Genomic DNA, 20597 nt, shown 5'->3' with positions numbered 1-20597 from the left:
CGTCTCCGGTGGCCGCGGTCTAGGCAACGGCGAGAACTACACGAAGGTGCTAGAACCGCTGGCGGACAAATTGAACGCCGCGCTGGGCGCATCGCGTGCAGCGGTCGATGCGGGCTTCGTGCCGAACGACTATCAGGTCGGGCAGACCGGCAAGATCGTCGCGCCGCAGTTGTACATCGCAGTCGGCATCTCGGGCGCGATCCAGCATCTGGCCGGGATGAAGGACAGCAAAGTGATCGTCGCGATCAACAAGGACGAAGAAGCGCCGATCTTCAGCGTCGCCGATTACGGTCTGGTGGGCGATCTGTTCACGCTCGTGCCCGAACTCGTTAGCGAACTCGGTTAAGCGCCGTAACGCCGCATAGAAGGCGTCTGGCAGCACATGAAGGGCGTGGGACCGATCAAGTCCAGCGCCCTTTTTTTATATCAGAAGCGGGAGGAGAACTGAAATGAGCTATACGGCGCCCATCAAGGACATGCTGTTCGTGATGAAAGAACTGGCCGGTCTCGAAGACATCGCGACCTTGCCGGGCTTCGAAGACGCGAACCTCGAGACGGCGCAAGCCGTCCTCGAAGAGTCGGCGAAACTGTGCGGTGGCGTGCTGGCGCCGTTGAATGCAGAAGGCGATCGCAATCCGAGCAGCTGGAAAGACGGCGTGGTCACCGCGACGCCCGGCTTCAAGGAAGCGTTTCGCCAGTTCGGCGAAGGCGGCTGGCAAGGCGTGCAACATCCCGTCGACTACGAAGGCCAAGGCCTGCCGAAGCTGATCGCGACGCCGTGCGTCGAAATGCTCAACGCGTCGAATTTGTCGTTCGCGCTGTGTCCGCTGCTGACCGACGGCGCGATCGAAGCGCTGCTCACCGCCGGCACCGAAGCGCAAAAACAAACCTATGTGCCGAAGCTGATTTCCGGCGAGTGGACCGGCACGATGAACCTGACCGAGCCGCAAGCCGGTTCCGATCTCGCGTTGGTACGCACGCGCGCCGAGCCGCAAGGCGACGGTTCGTTCAAGCTGTTCGGCACGAAGATTTTCATCACCTGGGGCGAGCACGACATGGCGAAGAACATCGCGCATCTCGTGCTGGCCCGCACGCCGAATGCGCCGGAAGGCGTGAAGGGCATTTCGCTCTTTATCGTGCCGAAGTTTCTCGTCAATGAAGACGGTTCGCTCGGCGAACGCAACGACGTGCATTGCGTGTCGATCGAACACAAGCTCGGCATCAAGGCGAGCCCGACCGCGGTGCTGCAATTCGGCGACCACGGCGGCGCGATCGGTCATCTGATCGGCGAAGAAAATCGCGGTCTGGAATACATGTTCATCATGATGAACGCGGCGCGGTTCGCTGTCGGCATGCAAGGCGTCGGCATTTCGGATCGCGCTTATCAGAAGGCGGTCGCGTACGCGAAAGATCGCGTGCAAAGCCGTCCCGTGGATGGTTCCGCGAAGCAGCCGGTCGCGATCATTCAACATCCGGACGTGCGCCGTATGCTTGCCACCATGCGCGGCCTCACCGAAGCGTCTCGCGCGCTGGCGTACGTGGCCGCGGCGCACTGCGACATCGCGCATCGTCATGCGGACGAAGGCAAGCGCGCCGAACATCAGGCGATCTACGAGTACCTCGTGCCGATCGTGAAGGGCTGGAGCACGGAGTTGTCGATCGACGTCACGAGCCTCGGCGTGCAGGTGCATGGCGGCATGGGCTTCATCGAAGAAACCGGCGCCGCGCAGTACTACCGCGATGCGCGCATTCTGACGATCTACGAAGGCACGACCGCGATTCAGGCCAACGACCTGATCGGCCGCAAGACCGTGCGGGACGGCGGCAAGGTGGCGAAGTCGCTGCTCGCCGAGGTGGCTGAAACGATCGAGGCACTCGGCGCGCAGCAAGGCCCGGCGTTCGATTCGATGAAGAAGTATCTCGCGCAGGGCCAGCGCTCGTTGAGCGCGGCGGTCGATTTCGTCGTGGCCAACACGAAGGGCGATCCGAACGCGGTGTTCGCAGGCAGCGTGCCGTATCTGACGCTCGCGGGCATCGTGCTGGGCGGCTGGCAGATGGCGCGTGCGTTGCTCGTGGCGGCTCAGAAGCGCGACGAAGACCCGTCGTTCTACGGCGCCAAGATCGCGACCGCGCAGTTCTATGCGGAGCATGTGCTGCCGCTGGCGTCGGCGCTCGAAGCGTCGATTGTCAGCGCGAAGGGTGGAGAGAGTGTGCTGGCTTTGTCGGAAGATCAGTTCTGAGTTAGCTTCTGCTTCGCTTAAAAACAAACGGCGCCTTGTGAGGCGCCGTTTGTTTTTGTCGCGCTGGTCTGTCAGATCGCAAACCAGCGCCACCGCTTTCGCGAAGCGTCGTCGTTAAACCTTAAGCATAAGCCGGGCGATGCGCGCCGCCGATCTCGCCGAGATAGCGATGCACCGACAGATCGTCCGCCTTGATGGCCGGTTGCTTGCCCGACATCACGTCGGCGAGCAGTTGACCGGAGCCGCACGACATCGTCCAGCCCAGCGTGCCGTGGCCCGTGTTCAGGAACAGGTTCGGCACGGGAGTGCGGCCGACGATCGGCGTGCCGTCCGGCGTCATCGGACGCAGACCGGTCCAGAAGCTGGCCTTCGACGTATCGCCGCCGCCCGGGAACAGATCGTTCACGCACAATTCCAGCGTTTCGCGACGCGCCTGGCGCAGCGATTTGTCGAAGCCGACGATCTCGGCCATGCCGCCCACACGAATCCGGTCGTCGAAACGGGTGATCGCGATCTTGTACGTTTCGTCGAGCACGGTCGACACTGGCGCCGACGCTTCGTTGACGATCGGCGCGGTGATCGAATAACCCTTGAGCGGATAGACCGGAATCTTCACCAGACCGGACAGGAACTGGGTCGAGTACGAACCCAGCGCGACGACGAACGAATCCGCGCGCACCAGTTCCTCGCCGCACTTCACGCCGGCGATGCGGCCACCCGCCATCGCGAGTGCGTCGATCGGCGTGTTGTAGCGGAATTTGACGCCGAGTTCCTCAGCCAGCGCGGCGAGCCGCGTGGTGAACATCTGGCAGTCGCCGGTTTCGTCGCCCGGCAGGCGCAGACCGCCGCTCAGCTTGTGCGACACCGCGGCGAGCGCCGGTTCGGCACGCGCGAGTTCAGTCGGCGACAGCAGTTCATACGGCACATTGGCTTCCTGCAGCACGGCGATATCTTTCGCGGCGCCGTCGAATTGCTGCTGCGTGCGGAACACCTGAAGCGTGCCGCCAGCGCGGCCTTCGTACTGAATGCCGGTTTCAGCGCGCAGCGCTTGCAGGCAGTCGCGGCTGTATTCGGCGAGGCGGACCATGCGGCCCTTGTTCACTGCATAACGCGACGACGTGCAGTTCTGCAGCATCTGCCACATCCATTGCAGCTGGAATTGCGTGCCGTCGAGGCGAATCGCCAGCGGCGCGTGCTTCTGGAACATCCACTTGACGGCCTTTAGCGGCACGCCAGGCGCGGCCCACGGCGACGCGTAGCCCGGCGAAATCTGGCCGGCATTGGCGAAACTGGTTTCGAGCGCCGGGCCGGCCTCGCGATCGATCACGGTCACTTCGTGCCCCGCGCGCGCCAGGTAATACGCGCTGGTCACGCCGACGACGCCACTGCCCAAGACGACGACTCGCATAGCTGCTCCAGGTATTCAAAATGAGATCTGAGGGCGATGCGCTCGTCGATACGTTGGAATTCGTTCGATTCACGAGGTGTAATGCGGCTCGCCCAGTGTTAACCGCTATACTATTAACAGTGAGGTAGGTTTTGTTATTGTATTTTCAAGATTTTCAGAAAAAACACCATGCGTACACAGCGCCAACCGGTCCGGGCTCTCGACAAACTCGATCACAAGATCCTGCGGCTGCTGCAACAGGACGGCCGCATGGCCATGAAAGACCTGGCCGAACAGGTTGGACTGTCGGTCACGCCGTGCATCGAGCGCGTCAAGCGGATGGAGCGCGACGGCGTGATCACCGGCTACCACGCGCGCGTGAACCCGGCGGAATTGGGCGCGGCACTGCTCGTGTTCGTCGAGATCACGCTGGATCACAAGAGCGGCAACATGTTCGACCAGTTCCGACGCGAGGTGCAGAAGATTCCGGAAGTGCTGGAATGCCACCTCGTGTCGGGCGATTTCGACTATCTGATCAAGGCGCGCATCGGCGAAATGGCCGACTACCGGAAGCTGCTGGGCGACATCCTGCTGCAACTGCCCGGCGCGGTGCAGTCGAAAAGCTACGTGGTGATGGAAGAGATCAAGGAAACGCTGACGATCGCGGTCGGCGATTAGGCGGCGCGACGGCGCAGGGCGGGGCTCGACAAACGGCGTAAACACTGTATATTTGTACAGGTGTTTTGCGCCGTTTTTCGTTTTTGCGTGTGCCAGCCGTGACCGACTCCAACCCTCACTTCGTCAACGAATTTCCGATCGCACCGCCCGTGCTTCGCAAGGGCCGTGGCGCGGTGACGAACTTGCAAGGCCGCTACGAAGTCGACCAGCGCGAAGCGGTGGACGACGGCTGGCTGTCGTCGCCGGAAGACGATGACGAGCCCAAGGTCTTGCGCACGCAGGTCTTCGAAGAGCGGGCCAAGACCATTCTCACGCGCAACGCGTCGCCGGATATTCCGTTCAGCGTGTCGCTGAACCCCTATCGCGGCTGCGAGCATGGCTGCATTTATTGCTTTGCGCGGCCCACGCACGCTTATCTGGGGCTGTCGCCGGGACTCGACTTCGAAAGCCGGATCTACGCCAAGGTCAATGCGCCGGAGTTGCTCGAGCGGGAACTGTCGAAGAAGTCGTACGTGCCGGAGCCAATCGCGCTAGGCGTCAATACGGACGCCTGGCAACCGGTCGAGCGCGACTTGCGGCTCACGCGCAGGGTGATCGAAGTGCTCAGCGAGCGTCAGCATCCGTTTGCGGCGATCACCAAGTCGTCGCTGATCGAACGCGAACTCGATTTGCTGGCGCCCATGGCGGCGCGCGGGCAATTCATGGCGGCCATCACCATTACCACGCTGGACGCGGACATCGCTCGCACGCTGGAACCGCGGGCGGCCACGCCGTCGCGGCGACTGCGCACCATCCGCACCTTGAGCGAGGCGGGCATTCCGGTCGGCGTCAGCATCGCGCCGGTGATTCCGTTCGTCACCGAACCGGATATGGAACGCGTGCTGGAGGCCTGTGCGGAGGCCGGCGCAAGCAATGCGAGCTATATCGTGCTGCGTCTTCCTTGGGAAGTCGCGCCGCTATTCAAGGATTGGCTCGCCGCGCACTTTCCCGATCGCGCTGACCGGGTGATGAGCCGCGTGCGGGACATGCGCGGCGGCAAGGACTACGACTCGTCCTTCTCCACGCGCATGAAGGGCGAAGGCTTGTGGGCGGATCTGCTCAAGCAGCGATTCCACAAGGCGGTGCGCCGGCTGGGCCTGAACCGGCGCGACCGCGGCATTCTGGATATGTCGCACTTTCGCCGGGTCGAGGCGGCGCGTCCCGCCGAACCGGCGCGCGATGATCCTCAACTGGATCTTTTTTAACGCGGCGCGCGCCGGATCACTGCGAGAGCGCTTTCGCCGCCTGCACCTGACTTTCGAAGTAGGTCTGGAACGAAATGGCGAGGCCGGTCATCAGCAGGAAGGCGCCGATCAGCAGCGAAAAAATCACGATGAAAATGACCGTCCAGCCGGAGCGGCTTTTGCGTTGGGTCTGAGCGTTGAACTGCGCGTCCCACTTTTCGTCCGGGCGCAACCCGTAGACGATCGCGGCAAGAAACGCCGCGAGTAGCGAGACCGCGCCGGGAAAGGCCAGCGCCCAGCCGAGCATCGACGACCGTTCGCTGGCTACCAGCAGCATGGCGCCCGGAATGCCGATCAGCGTGCCGATCACGTGAGCCCAACCGTAGATGTCGCGCATGCCGTACAGATAGAACCGATGCGCCCCAAGGCTGCCGAAGAAGAACGCCAGGGCGGCGGTAATCGTCTTGGATCTGAAACGCGGGGAAGTCGAAACAAGGGTGGACATGTAGGTCAGAGCAGAGTGACAGGCGGTCGAAAGGAGCGGCGCGCGGGCTCGCGCGGACCGACGCGCATTCTACGCCCGCCGCAGGCCGCCGGTCACGTGACGGGTGGTCGCGGTCGCGGGACGGGTGGTGCGAGAAGCATTGGATCGAGTCGGTCGGCCGAGCGGGTTGTGTGAGATGCGCCGGAACGAGGGGCTGCAAGGGCGGCGAGATTCGTCTGACTGGCCGGACTTTCCGGGCGCCCGGCGTTCAAAGCGGTGAGTCGCTTGAGACAGGCTACGGCGCCGAATAGGTGACGCGATAGACAGCGCCGGCGTAATCGTCGCTGATCAGGAGCGAACCATCGGGCAGTGGCAACACGTCGGCCGGGCGCCCCCACTCGCTCTCGCCGGACTGAAGCCAGCCTTCGGCAAAGACTTCCTGGCGCGCGTTGCTGCCGTCCGGGTCCGTAGTCACGTGGACGACGCGATAGCCGATCTTCTTGCTGCGATTCCACGATCCGTGCTCGGCGATAAAAATACTGTTCCGGTAAGCGGGCGGAAACATCGATCCGCTGTAAAAGCGCATGCCGAGCGCCGCGACATGCGCACCGAGTTTGACCACGGGCGGCGTAAACGCGCTGCACGGATGGTCCTTGCCGAACTCGGGATCGGGCGTGTCGCCGCCGTGGCAGTACGGAAAGCCGAAATCCATCCCGGCGCGCGGCGCGCGGTTGAGCTTGTCGTCCGGCACGTCGTCGCCCAGCAGGTCGCGGCCGTTGTCGGTGAACCACAGTTCGTGCGTCACCGGATGCCACGCGAAGCCGACCGAGTTGCGGATGCCGCGCGCCACGACTTCGTAGTGACTGCCGTCCGGATCCATGCGGCCGATCAGTGCGAAGCGGTTGCGATCTTTCAGGCAGACGTTGCATGGCGCGCCTTGCGGCACGTATAACTTGCCGTCCGGGCCGAACGCTATGAATTTCCAGCCGTGGTGCGTCTCCGTGGGTAATGTATCGATCACGACGGCGGGCTTGGGCGGATCGTTCAGGTGGGTGTCGATCGCATCGAAGCGTACGATTTTCGACACCTCGGAGACATAGAGCGCGCCATCGTGCCACGCCACGCCCGCTGGCGTTTCCAGCCCGGAAGCGATCACATGGCGCGCCGTGACGCGTCCGTTTTGCAATTCGAGCGCGTACACGTGGCCGTCGAGGCTGCCTATATAAAGAATGCCCTTCGGCGAGAGCGCCATGGCTCGCGCGCTCGGCACGGCGTCCGACAAGACCGCGATATGGAAGCCTGGCGGCAGTTTGATTCGGTCCACCGGCAAAGCGGCGAGCGCCGGCAGGGCGGTTGCGGCGAGCAACACGGCGGCGCCTGCGCGCAGGCCCCGGCTTCGCAAAGCGAGCGCCAAGACGGCAATCCGCATGGCGGCGGTAAAAAAAGCGCGCAAAAACACAATTGGCAGCAGGAGTTTCACGGGCGCTCCGTCAGGTGATTCGGGCGTTTCGACGTGGTTCCGGGCTCCCGCCTGTATGGCCGGCGCAACCCCGTCGCTCAGTTTATCCGGGTAAGTGTTTGTTATGGCGTCGGTTTCCCGCTATAATCGCGTGTTTCAGTCGTTCCGAACCCCGGTTTTCAAGGATTCTAGTATGGTCATCATCCGCTTGGCTCGTGGCGGCTCCAAGAAGCGCCCGTTCTACAACATCGTCGCAACCGATTCGCGTAACCGTCGTGACGGCCGCTTCATCGAGCGCGTTGGCTTCTACAACCCGGTCGCTACGAAGGGTGAGTCCCTGCGTATCGCTCAGGACCGCCTGACGTATTGGCAAGGCGTTGGCGCACAACTGTCGCCGACCGTCGAGCGTCTCGTGAAGGAAGCTGCAAAGGCGCAGCCGGCTGCTTAATGGTGGCTAGCATGCGTATCGTCGTCGGGTCGACCGGCGGCTCGCGCGGTGTGCGTGAGCAGTCCGATGCGCGAGTTGTTTTGCTGAAGCAGGCGTCGAAGCTGGCAGCGAGGTTCTCTTATGTCTGAGCGTGATTCCGGCAGTTCTGGTCGCGTAAAGGCACAAGCGACAAAAGCAGCAGCAGCCCCGCGCGCGAAGACGTCTGATCAGGCGCCGTTCGGTGCATTCGTCCGCAAGACGGTCGAAAAAGCAGAAGGCAAGGCGAAAGCCAATGTTGCAAACGCCGGTTCCGGTGCAGGAGAAATGCGCATGGAAACGGTGGAAACCTGGCCGGCCGACGCGGTTGAGGTTGGCGCAATCGTCGACGCATACGGCCTCAAAGGCTGGGTCAAGGTAGCCGCTCATGCGGATGCCGGGCATGGCGGCGATGCTTTGCTGAGCGCGAAGCGCTGGTGGCTGCTCAAAGGCCAGGAGCGCAAGTCGGCGCCGTCGTTGCAAGCGAAAACGCATAGCGACAGTGTGGTTGCCCATCTGGGCGGCGTCACTGACCGTGATGTGGCGCTGGCACTGCGCGGCTCACGCGTCTATATCAGCCGCAGCGAATTTCCGGCCCTCGAAGCCGACGAATTCTACTGGGTCGACCTGCTTGGCCTCGATGTGGTGAACGTTGCCGGGGTCAATCTCGGCAAGGTTGCAGACATGATCGACAACGGTGCGCACTCGGTGATGCGTATCGAATATCCGGCTACCGACAAAAGCGGCAAGCCGGCAACCGGCGAGCGTTTGATCCCGTTCGTCGGCGTCTTTGTCAAAACGGTGGACCAGGCGGCGAAGCAGATCACTGTCGACTGGGAAGCCGATTACTAAATAATTCGCTGAATGGAGAGAGCGATGCAGTTCGATGTCGTCACGCTCTTTCCTGACATGTTTCGCGCGCTGACCGACTGGGGTATCACCAGCCGTGCGGCGAAGCAGGAGCGCTACGGGTTGCGTACGTGGAATCCGCGCGATTTCACCACCGACAACTACCGCACGATCGACGATCGCCCGTACGGCGGCGGCCCCGGCATGGTGATGCTGGCCAAGCCGCTGGAAGACGCGATCGGCGCGGCGAAAGCAGCGCAGGCGGAGCAGGGCATCGGCGCGTCGCGCGTCGTGATGATGTCGCCGCAAGGCGCCACTCTGAATCACGACCGTGTCATGCAGTTCGCGGCCGAACCCGGTCTGATCCTGTTGTGCGGGCGCTATGAAGCGATCGATCAGCGTTTGCTGGACCGTGTCGTCGATGAAGAAGTCAGCCTTGGCGACTTCGTGCTGTCGGGCGGCGAATTGCCGGCCATGGCCTTGATGGATGCCGTGGTGCGTCAGTTGCCCGGTGTGCTCAACGACTCGCAGTCGGCGGTGCAGGATAGTTTTGTCGACGTGCTGCTGGATTGCCCGCATTACACGCGCCCCGAGGAATACGACGGCGTGCGTGTGCCCGATGTGCTGCTCGGCGGCCATCATGCGGAGATCGAAGCGTGGCGTCGGCGGGAAGCCTTGCGCAACACGTTGAACAAACGGCCCGATCTGATCGTGAAGGCCAGAAAGAACAAGATGTTGAGCCGTGCCGACGAGGCATGGCTTGCGAGTCTCGCGAAGGAAGAGTCGAAGGCGTAAAGCCTTGGGTCTTTCGAGCGGACATTAGGCGGCGCCGCGCATGCGTGCACGGCGCCAGATGTGAACCCATCCTCTATCGGGGCCGTAGCCAAGTGTTTTCACGAGGCAGGTACGAACGTCGACAAGATGGACTTAGGAGTCAGTGATGAATCTGATTGCAATTCTCGAGCAGGAAGAAATCGGCCGCGCTCTCGGCGAGAAAACCATCCCCGAATTCGCTCCCGGCGATACGGTGATCGTCAGCGTGAACGTGGTTGAAGGCACGCGTAAGCGTGTTCAGGCTTACGAAGGCGTCGTGATCGCCAAGCGTAATCGTGGTCTGAATTCGTCGTTCATCGTCCGCAAGATTTCGTCGGGCGAAGGCGTCGAGCGTACGTTCCAGACGTACTCGCCGCTGCTGGCAAGCATCGTCGTGAAGCGTCGTGGCGATGTGCGTCGTGCGAAGCTGTACTACCTGCGCGACCGTTCGGGCAAGTCGGCCCGGATCAAGGAAAAGCTGGTCTCGAAAGACCGCGCTGCTTCCCAAGCGTAAATGCTGTAAGAAAAAGCACCCCTCGCGGGTGCTTTTTTGTTTGCCAGGTCAAAATAGCGGAATGTCCCCTATCCGCTCATTTCGAGAGACCCGTTGACCCGCCCCGTCTTTGAGCCTGAAACCCTGCCTGTCGAAGCGACAGGCGCCGATCTGCCGCCGGTGGCGGGCGCGCGTCTCACGCCTGATGGCCTGCGCGCCCGCTTCGAGCAGCGTCTTGCCTGGACCCCCGAGCTCGTCGTCGATGCGCCCTGGCGCGATGCCCACGCCGATCCGCGCGTCGCGGCGGTACTGGTGCCGCTGGTGGTCCGCGAGCACGGCCTGACCGTGCTGCTGACGCAGCGTGCCGACCATCTGAACGATCACGCTGGCCAGGTGAGCTTTCCAGGCGGCCGCCACGAACCGTTCGACGCCGATGCCACGGCCACCGCGCTGCGGGAAGCGGAGGAGGAGGTCGGCCTCGATCCATCGCGCGTGGAAATTCTCGGCGCATTGCCCGACTATCTGACGGGCACCGGTTTTCGTGTGACGCCGGTGATCGGCCTCGTGCATCCGCCGTTCACGGTGAAGGCGGACGCGCTCGAAGTGGCCGAAGTCTTCGAAGTGCCGCTCGCCTTCCTGATGAACCCCATGCACCACGAAGTGCGCGTGTTCCGCTATGAAGGCGGCGAGCGCCGTTTTTTCGCGATGCCGTATCCGCGCGCCGCATCGGCTGAACCCGAGGAGAACGGCAGCGAAGTCGGCAGCCACTATTTCATCTGGGGCGCGACGGCGGCGATGCTGCGCAACTTCTATCGCTTCCTTGCGGCCTGAGTTGCACCGGACTGTGCAGTTGTCAGGTGTTTGTCGACGTCCGCGCTCAGTGGCATCCGACCCTGTGCTATCGTTATAAAACAATCGTAAAACTCGAAAAGCACGGCGCATCGCATGACTTTTTTCTCCGTATTGCTGGCTCTGATCATTGAACAGGTACGCGCGTTGTCGCCGAACAATCCGGTGTCGGCGTTGCTTCAATACCATGCGGAGTCGGCGGCGCACGGATTCGATGCCGGCAAGCCGAAGCACGGCTTGCTCGCCTGGCTCGTGGTGGTGGTGCCCTGGACGCTGGCCGTCGCGCTCGTCTACTACGTGCTCTATCACATTCACTTTGCGCTGGCGTTCCTGTGGAACGTCGCGGTGCTGTACTTCACGCTGGGCTTCCGCCAGTTCAGCCACTACTTCACGGACATCCACCTCGCGTTGAATAACGACGACGTGCCGCGCGCGCGTGAGATCCTGAACGAATGGACCGGGCTCGATACCGTCGACATGCCTGTCAGCGAGATCGTGCGCCATACGTTGATTCATGCGGTGGTCGCTTCGCATCGGCACGTGTTCGGCGTGTTCTTCTGGTTTCTGATTCCGGTCGGCCCGGCGGGCGCGGTGCTGTATCGGATTGCCGAATATCTGGCGCGCACGTGGGCACGGCCGGTCGACGACCGCACGGTCGCGTTTTCGAGCTTCGCGCAGCGCGCCTTCTTCGTGATCGACTGGGTGCCGGCGCGGCTGACGTCGCTGGGTTTCGCGATCGTCGGCAATTTCGAAGACGCGATTTATGCATGGCGCAACCATGCGCGCCAATGGCCGGATGCGAACGACGGCGTGTTGCTGGCCGCGGGTAGCGGTGCGTTGGGCGCACGTCTGAGCGGGCCGCTGGCTGAACCGTCGAGCCTCGACGCGCTCGCCACCGGCGACGGCGGCCCGATGCAGGTCGGCGACGACTGCACGCCGCGCACGCTGCAATCGGCCGTGGGTCTGGTGTGGCGCGCGGTGGTGTTGTGGATGATTTTGCTGCTGATGCTGACGATCGCGGTGTGGCTGGCGTGACGTCGCTACGCTAAGCGCTGCTCGCTACGAAAAAAGCCGGACAAACAATGTCCGGCTTTTTTTATCCGCTCATGCCGCTGCCTCGATCAGCACGGTCAATAACGAGCCCTTCACCCATCCCGCGGATCGCGCGCCGTCCCACACTGCCAGCACACCGTAAACTGCGCTTCGAGCGTCTCACCACACTGACGACATCGCCAGCCAGGCGACCCCGCCGCCGGCCCATGCAACGCCGCGTCGATCAACCTCCGCGCCATCGCCTCATCGCGTTCGTCGACGAGCCAAAGCTCAGGCGAGCACTGATCCGCGGGAATATCGCCGAGCGCGCCGTTCAGATAGCGGTTGTGCAACTCGCAAGCAATGCCCGCAGTCGCCAGCACATTGACCCAATGCTGTCCGATGATCAGATTCGGCGCGCGCATCAGTTTCATGTCAGCGGACGATCTGACTGGCTTCATGCACGAGTTGCGCATACAACGCATGCCGTTCGCGGCGGATGCGGCCGTCCGCGACCGCTTCGAGAATCGCGCAACCGGGCTCATGCAGGTGATGGCAATTGTAGAACCGGCAGTTCGGCAGCAACGGCCGGAACTCCGGAAACGCGCGCTCCAGCCTGCCTTCGGTCAGATGATGCAGGCCGAATTCCTGGAAGCCCGGCGAGTCGATCAACGCGCCGCCTTCGCCGTCCGCGCTGTCGAGCAGCGGATAGAGACGCGTGAAAGTCGTCGTATGGCGCCCGCTGTTCAACGCAGTAGAAATTTCGCGCGTGGCGACTTCGGCATCAGGAATCAGCAGATTCACAAGCGTCGATTTGCCCATGCCGGACTGGCCGAGCAACAGCGTCGAATGACCGTGCAGATGTTCGATCAGCGCGGCACGCGCGGCTTCGGGCTGCATCTTGATCGACACTTCCACGACCGTATACCCCAGCGCGCGATACGATTCGAGCCGCTTGCGCGCGCCTTCGAGCGCTTCGGTCACGTCGGTCTTGTTCAGCACGATCAACGGCTTCAACTCGTTCGCCTCAGCGGCGACGAGTGCGCGCCCGAGCAGGTCTTCGCTGAAATGAGGTTCAGTGGCGAGCACGATTAATAGCTGATCGAGGTTTGCAGCGAACAGTTTCGACTTGTACTGATCCGAGCGATACAGCAGATTGCGCCGCTCGCCGATTTCGACGATCACGCCCTGGTCCGCCGAAGCCAGCTCATAAATCACGCGATCGCCGACCGCCACTTCGCTGCGCTTGCCGCGCGGAAAGCATTGGAGCATGGCGCCGCCGTCATCCGGTGCGACCAGATAGTGGCGGCCATGCGCGGCCACCACGAGGCCGCCTACGCGCGTGCTGGACGGCGCGCGCGGCGCTTTCGGGGAGCGGCCGCTCATGCGTGCCGCAGCAGGCGGTCGATCCGCTGCGACGCCGGCGGATGCGAATAGTAGAACGCGGTGTAGAGCGGATCGGGCGTCAGGGTCGACGCATTGTCCTCGTACAGCTTGACGAGCGCGTTGACGAGGTCTTGCGCATCGGTCTGCGTCGCGGCGAACGCGTCGGCTTCGAACTCGTGCTTGCGCGAGCTGAGGCTGCCGAGCGGCGTCACGAAGAACAGGAACACCGGCAGCGCGAGGAAGAACAACACCAGCGCGAGGCCGCTATTGCCGCCGATCAGCGACGGCCGCACGCCCAGCCCTTCGTAGAACCACACGCACTGCGTGAGCCAGCCGAGCAGGGCGAGCATCGCGAGACTGATCGCGAAGGTGACGAGCATGCGTTTGATCACATGACGACGCTTGAAGTGGCCGAGTTCGTGCGCGAGCACGGCTTCGATCTCGCTGCCCGACAGGCGCGCGAGCAGCGTGTCGAAGAACACGATCCGCTTGGCCGCGCCGAAGCCGGTGAAGTAGGCGTTGCCGTGTGCCGAACGGCGGCTGCCGTCCATCACGAAGAGGCCCTTGGCGGCGAAGCCGCAGCGCTGCATCAGCGCCTCGATGCGGCTTTTCAGCGCTTCGTCCTTGAGCGGCTCGAACTTGTTGAAAAGCGGCGCGATAAACGACGGATACAGCACCAGCACGAGCATCTGAAAGGCGACCCACACGATCCACGTCCACAGCCACCACAGGCTGCCGGCCTGGTTCATCAACCACAGCACGACGAACAGCAGTGGCAGGCCGAACGCGGCGCCGAGCAGCACGCCCTTGATCCGGTCGAGGAAGAAAATGCCTTTGCTCATGCGGTTGAAGCCGAAGCGCTGCTCGACCACGAACTGCCGGTAGTAGTCGAACGGCAGGTCGATCGCGCTGGTGATCGCGATCACCGCCGCGACCAGTGCAATCTGGCCGACGTAACCACGGCCGAGCCAGTCGGAGATGCCCAGATCGAGCGCCTGCACGCCGCCGAGCAGCGTGAGGCCGATCAGCACCGCCGCGCTGACGACGATCTCGATCATGGTCAGGCGGGTGCGCTCGACGGTGTAGTCGGCGGCGCGCTGGTGCGCGGTCAGCGCGATGGTGCCGGCGAACTGGCTCGGCACCTGCTCGCGATGGCCGGCCACGAAGCGGATCTGCCGCGACGCGAGCCACAGTTTGGTGCCGACCATAGCCACGACGGCGATGACGAACAGAACGGTGAAGTACAGGGTAGGCATCCGGGGATTCCGTGGTATCTATGCGAGAATTATATGTTTCTTCCCGCCTCGCGGCGGGGGATGGGCTCAAACTAGCCCAAACCAGCTTAATCCAATCTCAAACGAACAATTGCCGCGGCAGGCGGGCTTGCAGAGAAGCCGTTTGCCCGGCCATCAGGGCTGCCTTCATGACTGACATCCTCGCATCCACCGAACAGCCGCCGCTCGTGCGCAGCGACATGAATCTCGTCTGGCTGGACATGGAAATGACCGGGCTCGAGCCCGACTCCGACCGCATCATCGAAATCGCGGTGGTGGTGACGAATTCGACGCTCGACAGGATGGTCGAAGGCCCGGTACTGGCGATTCATCAGAGCGACGAGACGCTCGCCAAAATGGATCAGTGGAATCAGAACACGCACGGCCGCTCGGGCCTGATCGACCGCGTGAAGGCGTCCACGGTGAGCGAGGCCGATGCCACCGAACAGATCCGCGATTTCCTGAGCGTCTACGTGCCGCCGGGCAAATCGCCGATGTGCGGCAACTCGATCTGCCAGGACCGCCGCTTCATGGCACGCTGGATGCCGGATCTGGAGCGCTTCTTCCATTACCGCAATCTCGACGTCAGCACGTTGAAGGAACTGTGCCGCCGCTGGCAGCCGGCCATCTACAAGGGCTTCCAGAAGCGCGCGATGCACACGGCGCTGGCCGATATTCACGAGTCGATCGACGAGCTGAAGTACTACCGCGAGCACTTCCTGATCCCGTCGGCACCGGACGCCGCTGACGGCGCGGAATAAAACTGCGGAATAGAAGCAGTAGAAAAAGCGCGCCTAAGCCGGCCGGGGCGCGCGCTGCGCGTTCTTTGGCCGGAACGCCTTCACCACGTCGGCGTTGGTTTCCACGTACGGTCCGCCGATCAGGTCGATGCAGTATGGCACCGCGGCGAAAATGCCCGCCACCTTCACCGCGCCGCCTGCTTCGGCGTCGCGCAAGCCTTCCAGCGTTTCCCTGATTGACTTCGGCTGACCCGGCAGGTTGATGATCAACGCCGCGTGCTCCGCCGTTTCGCGGATCACCGCGACCTGGCGCGACAGAATCGCGGTCGGCACGAAATTCAGGCTGATCTGCCGCATCTGTTCGCCGAAACCCGGCATTTCCTTGGTGGCGACGGCCAGCGTCGCCTCGGGCGTCACGTCGCGGCGCGACGGACCGGTGCCGCCGGTGGTCAACACCAGATCGCAGCGCACCTCGTCGACCAGTTCGGTCAGCGTGGCGGAAATCGTCGGCGCGTCGTCCTGAATCAGGCGGGTGACCACTTGCCACGGCGAGGTGAGGGCCGCGCCGAGCCACTCCTGCAAGGCCGGAATGCCTTTGTCCTCGTACACGCCGGTGGACGCGCGGTCGCTGATCGACACGAGGCCGATTACGATTTCGTCGGGGTGCTTACGTGCCGCCTTAGGCGTCGCGGTCGTCATCGTCGTGTTCGTCCAGGGCGTCGTCGGCATCGGAAACGGTCTCAGCGGACGGACCGTCCGCGTTCTTGATCCACTGGAACAGTTCACGGAAGTAGCGCGGCGGCTTGCTCTGCTGAGCTTCCTTGCGGGCGTTGCGGATCAGCGTGCGGCCCTGCTGCGGGTCGGCGTTCGGGTGCTGGCGGATGAATTCGGTCAGCGCGGCGTCGTCGGCGAGCAGCTTTTCGCGGGTGCGCTCGATCCAGTGGAGCTTGGCCGTTTCCGCCTTGTTGACGCCGTTGTAGGTGTCGAGCGCGGTGCGCAGCGCGGCGGTTTCCTCGTCCAGCAGCGAGCGCATCACGCGGCCGACGTATTGCACCTGGCGGCGTTTGCCTTCGTGATCGGTGATGCGGCGCGCTTCGCGCACGGCGTCGTCGAGCTTTTCGGGCATCGGCATGCGCTTGAGCGCGTCTTTGGGCAGCGCGATCAGCGCCGAGCCCAGTTCCTGCAGCTCGTGCATTTCGCGCTTGAGCTGGGACTTGCTGGGACGGTCGTAGCCGTTCTCGTCGACTTCCGGCTCGGCGGATTCGATGGGTTGAATGCGGGTTTTGCGTGTCATTCCGATATTGTAGCGTGCCGCGCCCACCGCACCCGCGGTGCTGCCGCGCACAAGGGCCTCGCGCCTTGCGAAGCGATGGCGACGCGGCGCTCGGGCGGCGGTGAGACGGCGGTGAGGCGAGGCGCAGCGAATGCCAGGTACGGCATCGCGTACCTTGCTATGATCGCGGGATACGTAATCGGACACAGGCGCGGACACAGGCGCGGACATCGGCGCGCGCATGCGCCAGGCATGTGCGTGACCGGTGCGAACACAGCGAACACACTGGGCCGCTCGGCCCCGAACAGGACGGCAACGACAATGGCAGCAGACATGGACGTCAAGCAGCGCTTTTTTCCGCATACCCAGGATGAACTGAAGGAAATCGCCTCGGACATCCTTCGTCACGCGAAGTCGCTCGGCGGTACCGACGCGGCGACCGAGATTTCCGAAGGCGACGGCCTGTCCGTCTCCGTGCGGCGCGGCGAAGTCGAGACGATCGAGCACAACCGCGACAAGATGGTCGGGGTGACGGTGTTCATCGGCAACAAGCGCGGCAATGCGAGCACTTCGGACTTCTCGTCGCAGGCTTTGAAGGACACGGTCGCGGCGGCCTACAACATCGCCCGCTTCACGGCGGAAGACGATTGCGCGGGTCTCGCCGAAGCGGAGTTGCTGGAAACGGCGCCGCGCGATCTCGATCTCTATCACCCGTGGAATCTGTCCGCGGACGAAGCGGTGGAGATCGCTCGCCGCTCGGAAGACGCCGCGTTCGCGACCGATCCGCAGATCAAGAATTCGGAAGGCGCGAGCGTCTCGGCACAGCACTCACAGTTCGTGCTGGCCACGTCGCGCGGCTTCCTGGCCGGCTATCCGTACTCGCGCCATTACATCGCGTGCGCGCCGATTGCGGGCAGCGCCCGCAACATGCAGCGCGACGACTGGTACACGTCCACCCGCAGCGCCGAAGAGCTGGCCGATCCCGAAGCCGTGGGCCGTTACGCGGCGCAACGCGCGCTGGCGCGCATCGGCGCGCGCGGTCTGGATACGCGCAAGGTGCCGGTGCTGTTCGAAGCGCCGCTCGCCGCGGGCATCCTCGGCGCCTTCGTGCAGGCCACGAGCGGCGGCGCGCTGTATCGCAAGACCTCGTTCCTCGTCGATAGCCTGGGCAAACCGGTGTTCGCTCCGCACGTGCAGGTGGTCGAAGACCCGCACGTCGCCCGTGCCATGGGCAGCGCGCCGTTCGACGAAGAAGGCGTGCGCACCAAACAGCGTTCGGTGGTGAAGGACGGCGTGGTGGAGGGTTATTTCCTGTCTACCTACTCGGCGCGCAAGCTCGGCATGCAAACCACCGGCAATGCCGGCGGCTCGCACAATCTGTCGCTGCGGAGCTCGAATACGCGTCCGGAAGACGACTTCGAAGAGATGCTGCGCAAGCTCGGTACGGGCCTGTTGCTGACCGAACTGATGGGGCAGGGCGTGAACTACGTGACGGGCGACTATTCGCGCGGCGCGTCGGGCTTCTGGGTCGAGAACGGCAAGATCCAGTATCCGGTCGAGGAGATCACGGTGGCGAGCACGCTGCAGGAGATGTTCCACCACATCGTCGCGATCGGCGCGGATACGATCACGCGCGGCACCAAGCAGACCGGCTCGGTGTTGATCGAGCGGATGACGATCGCGGGGCAATAACAGGGTTCAGCCGCTGTTCGGCGCGCAAGTTGATTGGCCTGCGGGCCCGTAGAAACGAAAACGCCACGCAATTGATTGCGTGGCGTTTTTTTATGTCAGGCGCCTTTGCGCTTGTACGTCACGAACGCGTAGTCGAAATCGTTCGGCGCATCGGCGCGATGCGTTTCATGCGCGACTTCTACCCACTCGTTTTCATCGAGTTCGGGGAATGTGGCGTCGCCTTCGAAGTCGGCGGAAATCTCGGTGATGATCAGCTTGTCCGCCTGCCGCAAACCTTCCGCATACAACTGCGCGCCGCCGATCAGAAACGCTTCCGGCGCCTGATCCTGAGCGGCGAGCTTGAGCGCGTCTTCGAGCGTGGTGGCGGCGTCGCAGCCCTGAAAGCGCCGCGTGGCATCCCGTGTCACGACGATGTTGCGGCGTCCCGGCAACGGCCGGCCGATCGACTCATGCGTCTTGCGGCCCATGATGATGGGCGCGCCCATGGTCGTGCGCTTGAAGAACGCGAGGTCTTCAGGAAGTCGCCAGGGCAACTGGTTGTCGCGGCCGATCACGCCGTTGTTGGCGCGAGCGACGATCAAGGTGAGCGTCGTCATCGAATGGAAAGGGGAACGTAACCGGACTGATTCTACCTGACGCGCGGCCCCGCGCCGCGGCGGCGGGTTTCGGCCCGGCGGCGGCCGGTGCGGCCGCAGCGCAGCCGGCCGGGACGCGCCGTGCAAACCACGCGCGCGCCGCAGCCGGACGCGGCTGCCAGATCACGCGGCTTCACTCAGCTTCACGAGACGCCGCCGGCCATGCCCAGCCCGCGCCGCCTCATTCCTGCGCGCTGTCGTCCGCGGCGAATGCCGCCTTCTCGTCGGCGGCGCTCAATTCGCGCAAGCCGTGCTGACCCATCAGCCGGTACAGCGTCACGCGCGAGATACTCAGATCCATCGCCGCCTCGTTCAACCGGTGACGGTGACGCAGCAGCGCCGCTTCGATCGCGCGCTTCTCGGCGGCCTCGCGGGCTTGCGAGAGCGTCATGGTCTGCTGCGCGGTGAAGTGCGCGAGATCGAGGTCGTCGGCGGAAATCAGCTTGTTCTCCGCCATCACGATCGCGCGGCGCACCCGGTTGATCAGCTCGCGGACGTTGCCGGGCCAGTTGTAGTTGTAGAGCGCCTCGATCGCCGACGGCGTGAAGCCGCGGATCTTGCGCGCGCTGTCGGTCTTGAACTTGTGCAGGATGTGCTGCGCGAGAATCTCGATGTCCTTGCCGCGCGCGCGCAGCGGCGGCTCGTCTACACGCAGCACGCAGAGCCGATGGAACAGGTCGGCGCGGAACTGGCCGTCGCGCATCGCGACTTCCAGATCGACGTGCGTCGCGGAAATGATCCGCACGTCGACCGGAATCGATTCGCGTCCGCCGAGCCGCTCGATCTTGCCTTCCTGCAAAAAGCGCAGCAGGCTCGCCTGGCTCTCGAGCGGCAGGTCGCCGATTTCGTCGAGCAGCAGCGTGCCGCCGTCGGCGGCTTCGACGCGACCGATCTTGCGTTGATTCGCGCCGGTGAACGCGCCGCGTTCATAGCCGAATAATTCGGATTGCAGCAGATGGTGCGGAATCGCGCCGCAATTGATCGCGATGAACGGCGCCTTGCGGCGCGGCGAACGCTCGTGGATCGCGAGCGCGGTCAGCTCCTTGCCGGTGCCCGACTCGCCGGAGATGAACACGCTCGCGTCGGTGTTCGCCACCTTGCGAATGGTGCGAAAGAGTTGCTGCATGGCTTCGCAGGTGCCGACCATTTCCTCGTCGCCCGACTCGCTCACGGGCGGCGCGACTTCGGGATCGCACAGCGTCACCATGCCGAACGCGTGCCCGACCAGATAGTCGACCGTGGTGTGGGCCACCGGCACCTTGACGAAATCGAAGCAGTAGTGGCGCACGAGTCGCCGCACCACGGGATCGTTGAGCCGTTCGTTGGTGGCGAGCGCGATCCAGCCGACTTGCTGCTGGCGCAGGCTCGCTTCGAGTCCGGCGAGGTCGCGCGGCGGAAAGCTCGCCAGATCGACGATGCCCGCGCAAGCCACATCGGGATTCACCAGACGGCCGAGCTCATGCGCCGAGCGCGCCGCCACGACGTGCCAGCCGCGGCTTTTCAGATGGGCAATCAGCGCGCCGTCCGGTGTACGCGCGCGGCAAACGCGCTGCCGGATGCGGCAACGAGAACGGCTGCGGCAATAAGAGTGCGCTTCATGATTCGCTCCGATACTTTAAATGTCATC

The 20597-nt window shown here is 63.6% G+C and carries 22 protein-coding genes; 12 read left to right on the top strand and 10 right to left on the bottom strand.

Going from position 1 to position 20597, the window contains the following annotated elements:
- A partial coding sequence (locus P0D80_RS34655; protein WP_408290554.1) for an electron transfer flavoprotein subunit alpha/FixB family protein occupies positions 1–346 on the top strand: 346 nt, incomplete at its 5' end.
- A gap of 103 nt (positions 347–449) precedes the next feature.
- On the top strand, positions 450–2240 hold the full coding sequence (locus P0D80_RS34650) for an acyl-CoA dehydrogenase (protein ID WP_408290552.1): 1791 nt from the start codon (positions 450–452) through the stop codon (positions 2238–2240).
- A gap of 121 nt (positions 2241–2361) precedes the next feature.
- Here P0D80_RS34650 and P0D80_RS34645 read toward each other — a convergent pair whose 3' ends face one another.
- Positions 2362–3648: a D-amino acid dehydrogenase gene (locus tag P0D80_RS34645; protein ID WP_408290550.1), complete on the bottom strand. Its 1287-nt coding sequence runs from the start codon at positions 3646–3648 to the stop codon at positions 2362–2364.
- Between the two features lie 168 nt (positions 3649–3816).
- On the opposite strand from P0D80_RS34645, the gene P0D80_RS34640 reads away from it, so the two are divergent.
- Together P0D80_RS34640 and P0D80_RS34635 are read left to right on the top strand one after the other, a co-directional pair.
- Complete coding sequence (locus P0D80_RS34640) at positions 3817–4305, top strand: Lrp/AsnC ligand binding domain-containing protein (RefSeq protein ID WP_007180908.1); 489 nt, start codon at positions 3817–3819, stop codon at positions 4303–4305.
- Between the two features lie 98 nt (positions 4306–4403).
- Complete coding sequence (locus tag P0D80_RS34635; RefSeq protein ID WP_408290548.1) at positions 4404–5549, top strand: PA0069 family radical SAM protein; 1146 nt, start codon at positions 4404–4406, stop codon at positions 5547–5549.
- A 16-nt stretch (positions 5550–5565) separates the two neighbouring features.
- Here P0D80_RS34635 and P0D80_RS34630 read toward each other — a convergent pair whose 3' ends face one another.
- Together P0D80_RS34630 and P0D80_RS34625 are read right to left on the bottom strand one after the other, a co-directional pair.
- Positions 5566–6033, bottom strand: a complete 468-nt coding sequence (locus P0D80_RS34630) for an NINE protein (RefSeq protein WP_132373524.1) — start codon at positions 6031–6033, stop codon at positions 5566–5568.
- A 274-nt stretch (positions 6034–6307) separates the two neighbouring features.
- Positions 6308–7441, bottom strand: a complete 1134-nt coding sequence (locus tag P0D80_RS34625; RefSeq protein ID WP_459252577.1) for a PQQ-dependent sugar dehydrogenase — start codon at positions 7439–7441, stop codon at positions 6308–6310.
- Between the two features lie 223 nt (positions 7442–7664).
- Here P0D80_RS34625 and rpsP point away from each other — a divergent pair, with 223 nt between their 5' ends.
- The 6 genes from rpsP (at position 7665) to P0D80_RS34595 (ending at position 11973) form a co-directional block, all read left to right on the top strand.
- Positions 7665–7919 (top strand): 30S ribosomal protein S16, encoded by a 255-nt coding sequence (rpsP, locus tag P0D80_RS34620; protein ID WP_007180912.1) that lies wholly within the window; start codon positions 7665–7667, stop codon positions 7917–7919.
- Between the two features lie 120 nt (positions 7920–8039).
- The gene (gene rimM / locus P0D80_RS34615) at positions 8040–8786 is read left to right on the top strand and encodes a ribosome maturation factor RimM (RefSeq protein WP_408290544.1); all 747 of its coding nucleotides are present in this window, start codon (positions 8040–8042) and stop codon (positions 8784–8786) included.
- Positions 8787–8810: 24 nt separating this feature from the next.
- On the top strand, positions 8811–9578 hold the full coding sequence (gene trmD, locus P0D80_RS34610; RefSeq protein ID WP_408181087.1) for a tRNA (guanosine(37)-N1)-methyltransferase TrmD: 768 nt from the start codon (positions 8811–8813) through the stop codon (positions 9576–9578).
- A 145-nt stretch (positions 9579–9723) separates the two neighbouring features.
- Positions 9724–10110 carry a 50S ribosomal protein L19 gene (gene rplS / locus P0D80_RS34605; RefSeq protein ID WP_074765043.1) on the top strand — a complete coding sequence of 129 codons (387 nt, stop codon included), beginning with the start codon at positions 9724–9726 and terminating at the stop codon, positions 10108–10110.
- Between the two features lie 93 nt (positions 10111–10203).
- Positions 10204–10920: a CoA pyrophosphatase gene (locus P0D80_RS34600; protein WP_408290541.1), complete on the top strand. Its 717-nt coding sequence runs from the start codon at positions 10204–10206 to the stop codon at positions 10918–10920.
- Positions 10921–11034: 114 nt separating this feature from the next.
- Positions 11035–11973, top strand: a complete 939-nt coding sequence (locus tag P0D80_RS34595) for a CobD/CbiB family protein (RefSeq protein ID WP_115102193.1) — start codon at positions 11035–11037, stop codon at positions 11971–11973.
- 110 nt (positions 11974–12083) lie between these two features.
- Here P0D80_RS34595 and P0D80_RS34590 read toward each other — a convergent pair whose 3' ends face one another.
- From P0D80_RS34590 to P0D80_RS34580, 3 genes are read right to left on the bottom strand one after another with little or no spacing between them, the layout of a single operon-like run.
- Positions 12084–12404 (bottom strand): putative signal transducing protein, encoded by a 321-nt coding sequence (locus P0D80_RS34590; RefSeq protein ID WP_408290562.1) that lies wholly within the window; start codon positions 12402–12404, stop codon positions 12084–12086.
- Position 12405: 1 nt separating this feature from the next.
- Complete coding sequence (rsgA, locus tag P0D80_RS34585) at positions 12406–13356, bottom strand: ribosome small subunit-dependent GTPase A (RefSeq protein ID WP_408181085.1); 951 nt, start codon at positions 13354–13356, stop codon at positions 12406–12408.
- Positions 13353–14612: a M48 family metallopeptidase gene (locus P0D80_RS34580; RefSeq protein ID WP_408290538.1), complete on the bottom strand. Its 1260-nt coding sequence runs from the start codon at positions 14610–14612 to the stop codon at positions 13353–13355. The genes rsgA and P0D80_RS34580 overlap by 4 nt, the downstream gene beginning before the upstream one ends.
- A gap of 167 nt (positions 14613–14779) precedes the next feature.
- Between P0D80_RS34580 and orn the strand changes: the two genes are divergently transcribed.
- Entirely contained in the window at positions 14780–15391 is a 612-nt protein-coding gene (orn, locus tag P0D80_RS34575; RefSeq protein WP_408181083.1) for an oligoribonuclease, read from the top strand.
- A 33-nt stretch (positions 15392–15424) separates the two neighbouring features.
- Here the strand turns inward: orn and mog are convergent, their stop codons facing one another.
- Positions 15425–16069, bottom strand: coding sequence for a molybdopterin adenylyltransferase (gene mog / locus P0D80_RS34570; protein WP_408181082.1), 645 nt, complete (start codon positions 16067–16069; stop codon positions 15425–15427).
- Positions 16050–16664, bottom strand: coding sequence for a ribosome biogenesis factor YjgA (gene yjgA / locus P0D80_RS34565; protein ID WP_408290560.1), 615 nt, complete (start codon positions 16662–16664; stop codon positions 16050–16052). Before yjgA ends, mog begins: the two co-directional genes overlap by 20 nt.
- 300 nt (positions 16665–16964) lie before the next feature.
- Here yjgA and pmbA point away from each other — a divergent pair, with 300 nt between their 5' ends.
- Positions 16965–18335 carry a metalloprotease PmbA gene (gene pmbA / locus P0D80_RS34560; RefSeq protein WP_132373533.1) on the top strand — a complete coding sequence of 457 codons (1371 nt, stop codon included), beginning with the start codon at positions 16965–16967 and terminating at the stop codon, positions 18333–18335.
- Positions 18336–18430: 95 nt separating this feature from the next.
- On the opposite strand, the gene P0D80_RS34555 is transcribed toward pmbA, so the two are convergent.
- Both P0D80_RS34555 and P0D80_RS34550 read right to left on the bottom strand, forming a co-directional pair.
- A complete protein-coding gene (locus P0D80_RS34555; protein ID WP_132373534.1) occupies positions 18431–18931 on the bottom strand; it encodes a dihydrofolate reductase in 501 nt (166 codons plus the stop codon).
- A 220-nt stretch (positions 18932–19151) separates the two neighbouring features.
- Complete coding sequence (locus tag P0D80_RS34550; protein WP_408290558.1) at positions 19152–20528, bottom strand: sigma-54 dependent transcriptional regulator; 1377 nt, start codon at positions 20526–20528, stop codon at positions 19152–19154.
- Positions 20529–20597: the final 69 nt, after the last annotated feature.

Origin of the sequence: Paraburkholderia sp. RL17-373-BIF-A, from assembly GCF_046030175.1 — a bacterium.
In the GTDB taxonomy this organism is placed as follows: Bacteria; Pseudomonadota; Gammaproteobacteria; order Burkholderiales; family Burkholderiaceae; genus Paraburkholderia.
Note: the sequence above shows the minus strand (reverse complement) of the source record. Positions and strands in the feature narration are given on the sequence as shown.

What these genes read in the sequence shown, in the direction of transcription:
- P0D80_RS34650 (WP_408290552.1), top strand. Translation starts at nt 450, where the DNA reads ATGAGCTATACGGCGCCCATCAAGGACATGCTGTTCGTGATGAAAGAA.
- P0D80_RS34645 (WP_408290550.1), bottom strand. Translation starts at nt 3,648, where the DNA reads ATGCGAGTCGTCGTCTTGGGCAGTGGCGTCGTCGGCGTGACCAGCGCG.
- P0D80_RS34640 (WP_007180908.1), top strand. Translation starts at nt 3,817, where the DNA reads ATGCGTACACAGCGCCAACCGGTCCGGGCTCTCGACAAACTCGATCAC.
- P0D80_RS34630 (WP_132373524.1), bottom strand. Translation starts at nt 6,033, where the DNA reads ATGTCCACCCTTGTTTCGACTTCCCCGCGTTTCAGATCCAAGACGATT.
- P0D80_RS34625 (WP_459252577.1), bottom strand. Translation starts at nt 7,441, where the DNA reads ATGCGGATTGCCGTCTTGGCGCTCGCTTTGCGAAGCCGGGGCCTGCGC.
- rpsP (WP_007180912.1), top strand. Translation starts at nt 7,665, where the DNA reads ATGGTCATCATCCGCTTGGCTCGTGGCGGCTCCAAGAAGCGCCCGTTC.
- rimM (WP_408290544.1), top strand. Translation starts at nt 8,040, where the DNA reads ATGTCTGAGCGTGATTCCGGCAGTTCTGGTCGCGTAAAGGCACAAGCG.
- trmD (WP_408181087.1), top strand. Translation starts at nt 8,811, where the DNA reads ATGCAGTTCGATGTCGTCACGCTCTTTCCTGACATGTTTCGCGCGCTG.
- rplS (WP_074765043.1), top strand. Translation starts at nt 9,724, where the DNA reads ATGAATCTGATTGCAATTCTCGAGCAGGAAGAAATCGGCCGCGCTCTC.
- P0D80_RS34595 (WP_115102193.1), top strand. Translation starts at nt 11,035, where the DNA reads ATGACTTTTTTCTCCGTATTGCTGGCTCTGATCATTGAACAGGTACGC.
- P0D80_RS34590 (WP_408290562.1), bottom strand. Translation starts at nt 12,404, where the DNA reads ATGAAACTGATGCGCGCGCCGAATCTGATCATCGGACAGCATTGGGTC.
- rsgA (WP_408181085.1), bottom strand. Translation starts at nt 13,356, where the DNA reads ATGAGCGGCCGCTCCCCGAAAGCGCCGCGCGCGCCGTCCAGCACGCGC.
- P0D80_RS34580 (WP_408290538.1), bottom strand. Translation starts at nt 14,612, where the DNA reads ATGCCTACCCTGTACTTCACCGTTCTGTTCGTCATCGCCGTCGTGGCT.
- orn (WP_408181083.1), top strand. Translation starts at nt 14,780, where the DNA reads ATGACTGACATCCTCGCATCCACCGAACAGCCGCCGCTCGTGCGCAGC.
- mog (WP_408181082.1), bottom strand. Translation starts at nt 16,069, where the DNA reads ATGACGACCGCGACGCCTAAGGCGGCACGTAAGCACCCCGACGAAATC.
- yjgA (WP_408290560.1), bottom strand. Translation starts at nt 16,664, where the DNA reads ATGACACGCAAAACCCGCATTCAACCCATCGAATCCGCCGAGCCGGAA.
- pmbA (WP_132373533.1), top strand. Translation starts at nt 16,965, where the DNA reads ATGGCAGCAGACATGGACGTCAAGCAGCGCTTTTTTCCGCATACCCAG.
- P0D80_RS34555 (WP_132373534.1), bottom strand. Translation starts at nt 18,931, where the DNA reads ATGACGACGCTCACCTTGATCGTCGCTCGCGCCAACAACGGCGTGATC.